The 13,005-nt window shown below is 49.9% G+C and carries 10 protein-coding genes; all 10 read left to right on the plus strand.

The genetic code is table 11. The features are described from left to right. Positions 1–9 precede the first annotated feature (9 nt). A complete protein-coding gene (locus VF724_RS04125) occupies positions 10–882 on the plus strand; it encodes a carbon-nitrogen hydrolase family protein (RefSeq protein ID WP_371752952.1) in 873 nt (290 codons plus the stop codon). Between the two features lie 148 nt (positions 883–1,030). After that, positions 1,031–2,317, plus strand: coding sequence for an NAD(P)/FAD-dependent oxidoreductase (locus VF724_RS04130; protein WP_371752953.1), 1,287 nt, complete (start codon positions 1,031–1,033; stop codon positions 2,315–2,317). A 23-nt stretch (positions 2,318–2,340) separates the two neighbouring features. Beyond that, a complete protein-coding gene (locus VF724_RS04135) occupies positions 2,341–3,420 on the plus strand; it encodes an ABC transporter ATP-binding protein (RefSeq protein ID WP_371752954.1) in 1,080 nt (359 codons plus the stop codon). Positions 3,421–3,446: 26 nt separating this feature from the next. Beyond that, on the plus strand, positions 3,447–4,529 hold the full coding sequence (locus VF724_RS04140; RefSeq protein WP_371752955.1) for a C45 family autoproteolytic acyltransferase/hydrolase: 1,083 nt from the start codon (positions 3,447–3,449) through the stop codon (positions 4,527–4,529). A gap of 46 nt (positions 4,530–4,575) precedes the next feature. Then, complete coding sequence (locus tag VF724_RS04145; RefSeq protein ID WP_371752956.1) at positions 4,576–6,114, plus strand: GNAT family N-acetyltransferase; 1,539 nt, start codon at positions 4,576–4,578, stop codon at positions 6,112–6,114. A gap of 224 nt (positions 6,115–6,338) precedes the next feature. Next, positions 6,339–7,529: an ABC transporter substrate-binding protein gene (locus tag VF724_RS04150; protein ID WP_371752957.1), complete on the plus strand. Its 1,191-nt coding sequence runs from the start codon at positions 6,339–6,341 to the stop codon at positions 7,527–7,529. 230 nt (positions 7,530–7,759) lie between these two features. Further along, entirely contained in the window at positions 7,760–9,232 is a 1,473-nt protein-coding gene (locus VF724_RS04155) for an aldehyde dehydrogenase family protein (RefSeq protein ID WP_371752958.1), read from the plus strand. A 20-nt stretch (positions 9,233–9,252) separates the two neighbouring features. Continuing rightward, positions 9,253–10,614 carry a putrescine aminotransferase gene (locus VF724_RS04160; RefSeq protein WP_371752959.1) on the plus strand — a complete coding sequence of 454 codons (1,362 nt, stop codon included), beginning with the start codon at positions 9,253–9,255 and terminating at the stop codon, positions 10,612–10,614. 33 nt (positions 10,615–10,647) lie between these two features. Further along, positions 10,648–12,768 carry a sigma 54-interacting transcriptional regulator gene (locus tag VF724_RS04165; protein WP_371752960.1) on the plus strand — a complete coding sequence of 707 codons (2,121 nt, stop codon included), beginning with the start codon at positions 10,648–10,650 and terminating at the stop codon, positions 12,766–12,768. Next, complete coding sequence (locus VF724_RS04170) at positions 12,765–12,989, plus strand: acyl-CoA carboxylase biotin carboxyl carrier protein subunit (protein WP_371752961.1); 225 nt, start codon at positions 12,765–12,767, stop codon at positions 12,987–12,989. The genes VF724_RS04165 and VF724_RS04170 overlap by 4 nt, the downstream gene beginning before the upstream one ends. Positions 12,990–13,005: the final 16 nt, after the last annotated feature.

The raw sequence follows: 13,005 nt of genomic DNA on the forward strand, positions 1-13,005 counted from the left end.
ATGGGTATTGTGCAAATCAACATTGCGGCTGTGCAGTTTCGGTTGAAGAGCATTCACAGCAAGGAGGAGTTTTTCCGCCAAGTTGAGGACTACATACAGCAGGCGTTGACGCATGAACCGCATTTCATCGTGTTTCCTGAATTGTTCACGGCGGAATTGGCTGCGATTCAGCCGAAAGCGCCTTTTGAGGTCGTCCGGGACATCAACGATTATTTGCCCGATTATCTTGATTTTTTTACCCGCTACAGCAAGCAATATCAGGTTTATATCGTCGCCGGAACGATCATCGTCAAAGATGACGGCGGCGACTATGTAAATCGCGCATATCTTTTTCGGCCGGATGGAACTAACGTATATCAGGACAAAATCCACTTGACTCAGTGGGAAGCGCTTGAATGGGATCTAAAGCAGGGCAACGAGCTTCACGTCTTTGATACCGAGCATGGAAAGGTTTCCTTGCTGACGTGTTACGATATCGAGTTTCCGGAATTGTCCCGATATGCCGTATCCAAGGGGGCGGTGATTCTTTTTTCCCCGTCCAGCACAGCCTCCCGACAAGGATTATACCGGGTCAAATCCTGCGCAAAAGCGCGGGCGATCGAGAACCAGTGCTTTGTTGTCGTAACGGGAACAACCGGCACGATCGATGAAATGCCTGATTTCAAGAACAACTTTACAACCGGGGGCATCTATGCTCCATGCGATGCGTATTTTCCGTCCGAGGGTGTGATTGCGGAAGGAATCGAGAATGAGGAAATGATTGTTTCAGGCGCGGTAGATATGGAGGCGCTGCATCTCTCCCGAAGCACGCTCACCAACATATCGACGCCGCTGCTGAAAAATATGCGCAACGATTTGTATTCCGTGGAATTCAAAGCATAGACGTCCTATGCCATTTCCATGGCACCAGTGGGTGATGAAAATGGCAAGTTGAAGCGCCCTTGAAGAATTCGCATTGAATTGCTGATTTTTAGCGGAAGCGAATTTTCAAGATAGGTGCGGCATGAAAACATCAAAGGGAAGTGAATTCATGGATTTGGTATCCGTTTGGGAAGCGACGGCCAATCCCTCAAAACCGCGTTCGTCGTTAGAGGGAGACCACTACTGCGACGTTGTGGTGATCGGAGCCGGCTTTACGGGACTTTCCACAGCTTATCATTTACAGAAAAATAACACCCGAACCATTGTATTGGAACAGTCCAAAGTAGGCGCCGGAGGCAGCGGGAGAAACGGCGGGCAGATTCTCACAGGCTATCTCCATTCCATGAGCGCTTTGGTCAAACAAAAGGGTCTGGATGCGGCCAGACAGATGCTGCAAATGTCCCTCGATTCCATCGCATTGATTGAAAGCATCACGCAGGAGAACGGCATTTCATGCTCGTTCCAAAGAAAAGGCCATTTGGCAGCTGCCTACAAACCCTCTCATCTGGAGGAACTGAAAAAAGAACAGCAAGCCCTTCAACGGGACTTCAATTATTCCGTCAAAATCGTCGAGAAGCGGGATTTGCCGAATGAACTGAAAACGGATTTTTATTTCGGCGGCTCCATTGACGAGACCAGCGCTTCGTTCCACCCGATGAATTATGCTTTGGGATTGGCGGAGGCCGTGGAGAATCAGGGCGGAACAATCTTCGAACGCTCGCCCGCGCGCTCCATCGAGCGGGATGCGCAAAACAGGGTTGTGGTGAAGACGGAACACGGCAGGGTTATTGCCAATGAGCTTGTCATTGCCACGAATGCCTACTCTGGTAATCTGCATCCGCTCATTTCGAAAACGATCATTCCCGTGGAAAGCATCATGATCGCCACAGAGCAGCTGCCCGAAAAACTGGCGCAGTCCTTGATTCCGCAAGATCGGTCCGTCTATGACACCAAATACATGCTTTATTATTTCCGGAGAACGCCGGACAACCGGATCGCTTTCGGAGGTTCGGGCAGAACGACGGGAAAGCGGGATGCGCGGGAATTGTTCTTGAATCTGCGCGCTGGCATGGTCAAGGTTTTCCCTGAATTGGAAAAAGCCCGCATCGAGTACAGCTGGAGCGGAAAGGTCGGGTTTACCCGGGAGAGGCTTCCGTATATCGGCAAGCTTAAGGACGGCACGCATTTTGCCTACGGCTATGCCGGTCATGGAGCGGCGATGTCGACCTTGATGGGGAAATTGCTTGCGGCGAACATTCGGCGGGAGCAGCGAGGTGAAGGCAGACAAAATCCGCTGGAAATCAACGAATTGAGGCCGATCCCGTTCTACAGCCAATCCAGCAAAGTTGTCGGTTTGATGAAATACTATTATAAATTTTTGGATTACATTTCATAACATGGACATCTAATTTGGGAGGAATGTTCTTGAGCGAATATATGGTGGAAATCATCGATGTCGTCAAAAGTTTCGGCAGTCACAATGCAGTAAACAATGTTTCGTTCAACGTCAAAAAAGGAGAATTTTTGACGCTTCTCGGTCCCAGCGGCTGCGGCAAGACGACAACTCTGCGGATGATTGCGGGGTTCGAACAGCTCACATCGGGCGAGATTAAAATCGACGGTAAAGATGTCGGAAGGCTGGCTCCGTACGAGCGGGATGTCAACACGGTATTCCAAAGCTATGCGCTGTTCCCGCATATGACGGTGTCCGACAATATTGCCTTTGGTTTAAAAATGAAGAAGAAAAAGAAAGGCGAAATTCAGGAAGAGGTTGAACGGGCGTTGAAGCTTGTTCAGCTCGAGGGATTTGCGAAAAGAAAACCCGATCAGTTGAGCGGCGGTCAAAAGCAAAGGGTCGCGATTGCCCGGGCGCTTGTCAACAATCCGAAGGTTTTGCTGCTGGATGAGCCTTTGGGCGCATTGGATTTGCAACTGCGCAAGCAAATGCAGATTGAATTGAAGCATCTGCAGCAGCGATTGGGAATAACCTTTATTTACGTCACCCATGATCAGGAGGAAGCGTTGACGATGTCTGACCGGATCGCCATCATGAACGGCGGAAATCTGGAGCAAATCGGCGGGGCCAGCGACGTATACGAGAAGCCGAGAACCAAATTCGTCGCGGGATTTATCGGCGAAACGAATCTGTTTACCGGCAAAGTGCTTGCCGTCGACAGCAATCAGGCGCTTGCCGATATTGAAGGCAGCCGGATTCCGATCAAAGCGGCAAACGGACTGAAGCCGCAGGACGAAATCATTCTGACGGTCCGGCCGGAAAGAGCATGGCTCGAAAAACAGCCGTCAGAAGGAACCCCGCATCTGCAAGGAGAGTTCGTCGAAAAAATCTATATCGGTTCTGTAGTGAAGTCGGTGCTTAAATTAGCGAGCGGCAGACAGGTCACGATCAGTGAATCTCCCTCCAAAGTGACGGAGCTCGCCGTCGGTGAAACTGCTTATGTCTATTGGGACTTGGGGAAAGCGGAAGTGCTGACGAAATAAAAAGGATGAAGGAAGGAACTGAAAAAGTGATCAAAAGGTTGAAATTGCATGGATCACCAAAGGAAATCGGGGAAATGCACGGCCGGGAAGGCAGGGCCGAAATACTGCGCAGCATGGAAACCTACGAGGCTCTCTTTTATGAATACAAGCAAATCAGCTGGAAGAAAGCCAAAACGATCGCTTTGGAGCATGTGGAAGCGATCCGTTCCTATGACGAACAGCTGATCGAAGAAATGGAGGGGGTTGCCAGAGGCTCCGGCTTGGATTTCGAAGATATCCTCGCGTTGAACGCGAGAAGCGAAATTGCTCTGGCAGGCCGCAAAAAAAAGGCGTTTGCGGACGGATGCACCGCAGTCGGCGTGTTCCCGCCGATTTCGAGCGATACGATCATCGGACAAAATTGGGATTGGAAGGCCAGGCAGAAGGAAAGCCTGCTGCTGCTGGAAATCGAACTGGCGGATAAACCGGCCATTACCATGTTGACGGAAGGAGGGATCATCGGAAAAATCGGCATGAATTCAGCGGGAGTCGGTGTTTGCTTGAATGCGCTGATTACGAATAAAAGATCCAAGCAGGTGCCTATTCACTTGGGTTTGCGCAGTGTGCTGAATTCCCGTTCCCTGCATGAGGCGATTTCGAAGATAAATCACGGGCAAATGGCTTCGACCGCGAATTTCCTGATCGGAGCCGCTGACGATGAGGGTAATGGGATGGCCGTGAGCATTGAGGTATCCCCGGTCGGCATCGATCTGTTGGACAACAGCGGAGGCAAGATCGTCCATACCAATCACGTTTGCTCCGCAGACTTGAAGAACAGCATTGCGGATCTGAACGAATTTATATTTGAGGATTCGATGCTTCGCAAAAAACGAGCCGAGCAATTGCTGGGCATGAGCCAGCACGCGGGAGATGCGGTGGATGAGCGGAAGCTGAAGAAGCTGTTTTCCGACACGTTTAATGCGCCGAATTCGATCAATCACTATGAAAACCCGCGGGTTCCGGAGCATCGCCGGATGGAAACGGTCTTTTCCATAGTCATGAATCTTTCCAAAAAACAGATGCACTTATGCGTAGGCAAACCGACACCCGAAGGATACGCAATGGTTTAACAAATTCACATCCATTTCCATTGGATAAAACAGAAGGGGCATATTTATGTCAGGTATTGATTTGAGGAAATTCGAAAAGAAAATCATCCTGAGAAATATTCGAAAAGAAGACATTGACGAAATCATTCAATTGCAAACGGTTTGCTTCCCGGGAATGGAAACCTGGACCCGGGAACAGCTGGAAAGCCATATCGATATTTTTCCCGAAGGACAGTTCTGCGTCGAATACGACGGCAAGATTATCGGTTCGTGTTCAAGCTTGATCATTGACTTCGAAGAGTATGACGACAAGCATTCCTACAACGAAATTACGGACGACGGCTATATTCGCAATCATGACCCGGAAGGCCAGAATTTGTACGGAATCGAAGTCATGGTTCATCCGGAATACCGGAGAATGAAGATCGGGCAGCGGCTGTATGAAGCACGCAGGAAGCTGGTGCAGGAGAAAAACCTGGAGAGCATCATCATCGGAGGGCGCATTTCCAATTACCATAAGTATGCGGATGTCATGTCCCCCAGAAAATACGTCGAACAGGTGCTGCAGCAAAAGCTTTACGATCCGCCGCTCACCTTTCAGATGATGAACGGCTTCGTATTGAAGCGGATCAATGCCAATTATTTGCCCGATGATGCCCAATCCTTGAATTACGCCACATTGATGGAGTGGAACAATCCGGATTATTTGCCCAAATCCAGACGCTATTATAAACGTTCATTTCCGGTTCGGATATCCGTCATCCAGTACATGTTGAAAAAAATCGAAAGCTTTGACGACTTCGTCAAGCAGTGCGAGTATTTCGTCGATGCCAGCTCGAATTCCCGCTCCGATTTTGCCGTATTTCCGGAAACGTTCACGACGCAATTGCTGTCTTTCCTCGATGAGACGATTCCCAGCAAGCAGGTGCACAAGCTCACCGAGTTTACCGAGCAATACATTGAAATGTTCACCGATTTGGCCGTGAAATACAACATCAACATCATAGGCGGCTCGCATTTTGTGAAGGAGCAAGACGACGGAATCTACAATGTCGCCTATCTGTTCAGAAGGGATGGAACCATCGAACGGCAGACCAAAATTCATATTTCCAACGAGGAGCGCCGCTGGTGGGGAGTGCAGGCAGGGAAAAAAGTTCAAGTATTCGATACGGACTGCGGAAAAATCGCCATCCTCATCGGCTATGACATTATTTTTCCGGAGCTGGCGCGCATGGCCATTGACCAGGGAGCACAGATCATTTTCACGCCGTTCAGCTCGGAGGATCAGCAAGGCTATTTGCGAATTCGATATTGCGCCCAAGCGAGAGCGGTGGAGAACCAGGCTTATACCGTCATTGCCGGGACGATTGGAAATATGACGCATGTCGAGCATTTGGATGTGCAGTATGCGCAATCCGGCATTTATTCTCCGTCGGACTATACGTTCCCCGGGGACGGAGTTGTAGGGGAGTGCAATCCCAATATCGAAACGATTGTGGTCGGCGAGGTCGATTTGGAATTGATCCGGCGCAACCGCAATACGGGTTCCGTTACTCCGTTAAAGGATCGGCGGAATGATGTGTACCGGGTAATAACAGTCAATTAGGGCTCGCGATGAAATTAGTTCCACTTTTGGCGGGAAAGTATCAAGCGGTTTAATTGATCTTTGCCACCAAAATTAGTGGAAGTTATTTCATCGCGATGCCCAAGGGCTCGCGGCCCTAAGCATGAAGTCCATATTGGGGGTGTTGGGGAAAATTTTCATGATTTTCGGATTCGAAGAAGCAGGAACAGGGTGAAAACAAATTATTTTAAGGGGGAACAGTACGCATGACAGTTAAGAATTTGAGAATTTCATTGCTGATTTTGATTTTGGTATTGTCAACGGTGCTGACAGCTTGCGGATCAAGCTCCAATCAAAGCGCCGAATCCAACGGGGGAGGGCAGCAATCGGCCGCTCCCGCCCAGCAATCCGCGGCGCCGGCTGAGAGCGCAGCTCCTGCGGCACCTGCAGCAACGACGGAAAATAAGCCCGTTCCGAAGCCGGCTAACGACAAAAGCGATACGGAAAAAGTAGTCAACGTATTCAACTGGTCGGAGTATTTGCCGGATACGGTCATTAAGCAGTTCGAGCAGGAAACGGGCATTAAAGTCAATTATGACACGTATTCCTCCAATGAAGAAATGATGGCAAAGCTGTCGGCGGGGAACGCGGGTTACGATATCAGTGTGGCTTCCACGTACTATGTTGAAGTCTTAAGAAAAAGCGATATGCTGCTGCAAATCGATAAAACCCGGCTGCCGAATATGAAGAACCTCGGAAAAAGTTTCCTGGGACTTTACTTTGACCCGAATAACGATTACTCCATCCCTTATATGTGGGGTAAAGTCGTGATCGCGTACAACACCAAATTGGTGGGCAAAGAAATTACATCCTATCGCGATCTGTACGATCCGATGTTTAAAAACAATCTGGTTTTGCTCGATGACGTTCGTTCCATGGTGGGTGTAACTCTGGCCATGCTGGGATATGATCAAAATTCGACGGATCCCAAGCAATTGGATGAAGCGAAGGCAGAGCTAATGAAGTTGAAGTCGAATATCAAAGCGTTTGACAGCGACAGCCCGAAAACCAAGCTGATCAGCGGCGACGTCAAGGCAGGCATCGTGTGGGATGCCGAGGGTTGGCTGGCTCATGACGCGAATAAAGATATTAAAGTGGTATATCCGAAGGAAGGCATGAACTTGTGGCAGGATAACTTCGTCATACCGAAGGATGCGCCGCATTATACGAATGCGTTGAAATTCATCAATTTTATCCTGCGCCCGGAAATCAGTGCCGAGGTTTCCAAGACGTATCCGTACGGGAATCCGAACGAAGAAGCGCTCAAGCTGCTGCCGAAGGAAATTCTTGATAAAATCGTGGTTCCGGAATCGGAATTGAAAAAAGGCCAATATAATCGCGATGTCGGCAAAGCGACCGTTCTCTATGATCGGATCTGGTCTGAGCTGAAGCAGTAAGGGCTCGCGAGGAAATTAGTTCCACTTTAGTGGAAGCTATTTCATCGCGATGCCTAACCGTCCGTTACAAGGTCTAATCATACTTTCAACCGCATGTGATTTTTGCCAAGCGAAGCGGGGCTGAGAGCCTGGAGAAACACGAACAAGATATCGGGTCGGCTTCGCTTGGCGGCATTGTGCGGGGTGGGAATATCAGGAAGATGTATATTCATAAAGGAGGAGGCTTCATCATGCTGCATTTGAAAATGTATATTGATGGGAAATGGGTGGATGCGCAAAGCGGTGCAACCCGGGAGGTAATAAATCCGGCTAACGGTGAAGTGATCGCTGTGGCGACGGAAGGCGGAGCGGAAGATGCCCGATTGGCCATTGCAGCGGCCAGACGCGCGTTCGATTCGGGAGTTTGGTCCGATATGCCGGCAGTGGAACGCGGCAAATACCTGTTGAAAATTGCTAACAAGCTGGAGGAAAAAGCGGAAGAGCTGAAGGTTTTGGAGACGATGGATTGCGGCAAGCCGCATCGCGAATCCGAGTTCGATATTGCGGATGCGATCAACTGCTTCCGGTATTATGCGGGAATCGTTACCAAGCCCGACGGCCAAACCTACCATGTATCCGATCCGATGCAGGCCATGGTAGTCAGAGAACCGGTCGGCGTATGCGGGCTGATCGTTCCTTGGAATTATCCCCTGCTCATGGCTATTTGGAAGGTGGCTCCCGCATTGGCCGCCGGAAATACGATCGTGCTGAAGCCGTCGGAGATCACGCCGGTGACGTCCATTAAATTGTTCGAAATTATGGAGGAGGTCGGCATCCCCGCAGGAGTGGCCAATCTCGTTTTGGGAGCGGGGGCGACAGCAGGCAATGAAATTGCGGAAAGCCATCTGGTCGACATGGTTTCCTTCACGGGAGGCACCGCAACGGGCCGCCATATCATGAAGGCCGCTGCCGGAAACTTGAAGAAAATATCCCTGGAGCTTGGCGGCAAATCTCCGAATATTGTTTTTGCCGACGCCGATTTTGAAACGGCTGTGGATTTTGCCATGTTCGGCATTTTTGCAAACTCCGGTCAGGTCTGCTCTGCGGGCTCGCGGCTGTTGATCGAAGAAAGCATCCATGACAGGTTTGTTGAAAGATTGGTGGAAAGAACCCGGCAAATCCGGGTGGGTGCGGGGGATGCCGCCGAAACGGAAATGGGGCCGCTGGTCAGCAAACAGCACATGGAAAAAGTATTGGGCTATATCAAGCTCGGCGTGGAAGAAGGGGCCCGACTGGTATGCGGCGGAAACCGGATGACGGGGGGAGGCTACGAACAGGGGTGCTTTGTCGAACCGACAATTTTTGTGGATGCGGCTCCAAATATGAGAATTGTTCAAGAAGAAATTTTCGGACCGGTACTGGTCGTGCAAAAATTCAAGGACGAGCAGGAAGCGATTGCCTTGGCCAACGGAACGGTTTACGGTCTGGCCGGCGGCGTTTTCACGCAGGACGGCGCCAAAGCGATGCGCGTCATCAAAGCGCTTCGTGCCGGCATTACTTGGATTAATACGTATCACCCGACTTATAATGAAGCGCCTTGGGGCGGTTACAAGCAGAGCGGCATCGGCCGCAGTCTGGGAACGTACGGTTATGAAGAGTTCACTGAAGTAAAGCAAATCAATATCAATTTGCAGGTCGAGCCGATCCGTTGGTTTGAAAACTAACTACAGAAAGGTGACACATTATGATAAATTCGGCAGCTACGAATTCATATGCGGAAATCAACGAGTATATTAAAAAAGTGCTTTCTCTGATCGAGAAAGATAAAGTGACGAAGGATGAAGCGGATTGGGTCATCCGGGAAACCGTCGATAATTTTCGGGAGCATGTCAATCCGGGATTTCTTGATTACCGCAAAACCGTAACGAAGGATACTCAATTCGCGGCCGTTGAATGGAGCGATTCCGGAAGCACGTTTACCGATGTGTCCGGGAAAAAATACATCGATTGCCTGGGCGGATTCGGAATATACAATGTCGGGCACCGCAATCCGAAGGTGATGAAAGCAGTCATGGATCAATTGAACCGCCAGGCGCTTCACAGCCAGGATTTGCTGGACCCCCTGCGCGCAATGCTGGCCAAAATTTTGGCGGACATCACACCCGGAGATTTGAAATATTCGTTTTTCGTCAACAGCGGAACGGAAAGCGTGGAAGCGGCACTGAAGCTTGCCAAAGCCTATTCGGATCGGACCACCTTCATTTCCACGACCCGCGCGTTCCACGGCAAAAGCCTGGGATCGTTGTCGGCGACGGCCAAAGCCGTATTCCGCAAGCCGTTCCTGCCGTTAATCAACGGATTCAGGCACGTTCCGTACGGCGATATCGAGATGATGCGAAAAACGATGGAGTCCTGCGCCTTGGTGGGCGAAGATGTGGCTGCCGTCATATTGGAGCCGATTCAGGGAGAGGGCGGCGTCATTCTGCCTCCGGACGGCTATCTGCAGCAGGTTCGCGAGCTGTGCGACGAATTCGGGGCGCTGTTGATTTTTGATGAAGTGCAAACGGGAATGGGCCGTACCGGAAAAATGTTTGCGGCCGATTTGTATGGAGTGGTGCCGGATATTCTGTGTCTGGCCAAAGCGTTTGGCGGCGGGATCATGCCGGCGGGTGCGGTAGTGGCGAAGGAGAAAGTGTTCAAAAGCTGGTTTGCGAATCCGTTCATTCATACGACGACGTTTGGAGGCAATCCGCTGGCGTGCGCAGCTGCAATCGCCACGTTCAATGTCCTCATTGAAGAGAATTTGCCGAAAAGAGCCGCAGAGGTTGGAGCGTATTTGCTGGATAAATTGCAAAAGGTTGCAGCCGATTTTCCCGATAAAGTCATGGAGGTACGCGGCAAGGGTCTGCTGATCGGGATTGAATTCCATACCGACCAGATCGGCTTTGATGTGTCCAAAGGCATGTTTGACAACGGCGTGCTTGTGGCCGGTACGCTGATCAATTCGAAAACCTTCCGGATTGAACCTCCTTTGACGATTTCTTATGAAGAAGTGGATACCGTTGTCGAAACGCTCATTCGCGTATTGAAGAGCGTCAAAGTGTAATGGGTTTCTAAGCATGAGCAATGGAGTGATGAAATGATTTCAGCCAGAACTGCATATACGGCCCCCCTTGATGTATCGGTCGGAGAAGTATGGTCGCTCATGTCCAAATATAATGAAACGTTCATCTTCATTACGGATCCGAATGAGGGTCATGAAATTGTCGGATATATTCGCAGCACTGACATTATGCCGTTGACGGAGACGAAGGAAGCGATGCATCAGCAACTGCAGCAGATCCCTTTTCACACCAATCTTATGTTTATTCCGGAAAAAGCCGACGTCTTGGACTTTTTTAAGGTGTTCGGCGAGGAAGTGGTCGTGATCGTCGATGAAACGGAAAGACTAAAGGGCTATTTGCAGCGTGAGGATATTCTGTATCATTTGCTGACGAGCCAGTCCTCCGGGACAGATTGGATTCGATCCCTGCTGAATTCGATTCCGATGGGAATCATCATTACCGATATGTACGGGAGAATTCAAAATTTCAGCTCGGAAGCGCTGCGGATGCTCAAAATATCGCCGGAGCAGTTAAGGGCGCAAAGCATAGGCGAGCTGTTGGATAAGGAAGCTTTTCATAAGACGATCGACCATGGCGAGACCATTTTGAATTTTATTATCCTGAAGGAAGGCTTTGGGGTTCTGGCCGATTTTGGACCGATCCGGAATCGGAAGGGCAGTGTCATCGGGGCGATCATTGTCCTGCAGGATTTGCCGTATATCGAAAATATGGCAATGGAATTGGAGTATGTCAAAAACCTCAATATGGATTTGCAAGCGATTCTGTCCTCGATTTATGATCAGATCATTGTGATCGACGATCGGGGGGTCCTGCTCAGGCACAGCGGGAATTTGATGAAGGATTTCATTCATACGGAACGGACCGACCTGGTCGGCATCAATTTGATGGAATTGGAGGGGGAAGGCAGCTTCTTCTCCTCCATAGTGAAGATGGTAATCGATAGGAAAAAGAAAATTTCCGTTACGCAGGAAACTTATGCGGGGAAAACCTTTCTTGCGGTGGGCAACCCGGTTTTCAACGAGCGGGGCAAGCTGGAACGGATCGTGATCGCGCTGCGGGACATCACGGAGAATCTGATGCTGAAAGAGGAGCTTCGCCACATCCGGAAAGAATCGGAGAAGTATAAGAAAGAATTGGAGAACCTGCGGAACCGCAGAGGATATAACCTCAATCAGCAGCTGGTTTATGGAAGCGAAAAAATTGAGAAACTCATGAAATACATTAAAAAAATATCGAACGTATCTTCCACTGTGCTGCTGACCGGTGAATCCGGGGTGGGGAAAGAAGTATTCGCCCGCGCCATACACGAGTTGGGGCCCAGGAGAAACAAGCCGTTTATCAAGGTGAATTGCGGAGCGATTCCGGAAACGCTGCTTGAAAGCGAGCTGTTCGGCTATGAAAAAGGGGCTTTTACGGGGGCGAATTCCAGTGGGAAGCAAGGCTTTTTCCAATTGGCCGATAACGGTATTCTGTTTTTGGATGAGATCGGAGAATTGCCGCTCAATCTTCAGGTGAAATTGCTGCGGGTGCTTCAAGAACGGGAGGTTACACCGGTAGGCGGGACGAAAATCGAGAAAATCGACGTGCAAATCATTGCCGCGACCAATAAGGATTTGGAAAAAATGGTCGATGCCAAACTATTTCGCGAGGATTTATTCTACCGCTTGAATGTGCTGCCGGTGCACATTCCTTCCCTAAGGGAAAGGCCAGAGGATATCCCGTATTTGAGCTTGCATTTTCTGCAAATTTTCAATGAAAAATACCAACGAACCAATCAGCTCTCACAGGATGCTCTAGATTTGCTGGAATCCTATTCGTGGCCGGGAAATGTCCGCGAACTGCAAAATATCATCGAACGAATTTCCGTCACGGCGGAGGATGAATTGATCGGAGCGGAGCAAATCCTGCCCATGCTGAAAAAAATCGCGAAAATGGATGCCCCCGGATCAGGTGCGCCCGCTATCATTCCATTGAAGGAAGCTATTCAGCAGGTGGAAGAAAACTTGATCGAAATGGCCATGAACCGGTACAGCACGACGTTGAAAGCGGCGGAAGTGTTGGGCGTCAGCCAATCCACGGTGAGCAGGAAGTACAACGAGATACTGAATAAACGGAAGCAGGGTGAGAGAGATTGAGCATTAACAGCGACATCATCAGCCCGTTCGATGGCGTGATTCATCAGGTGAATTTTCAAACCGGAGATACGGTGAAAGAAGGCGACGTGCTGTTTTCCATCTCCGTGAAGGGAGTGGAATTGGATATTCTCTCCCCGTTAGATGGCAGATTGGACAAAATCGAAGTGAGCAGCAAGGATCCGGTCATTCCCGGGATGGTATTGGCGACGATCGTGGAATAAGCCCCGGGACCGCCGG

The organism is Ferviditalea candida, from assembly GCF_035282765.1.
GTDB lineage: Bacteria > Bacillota > Bacilli > Paenibacillales > KCTC-25726 > Ferviditalea > Ferviditalea candida.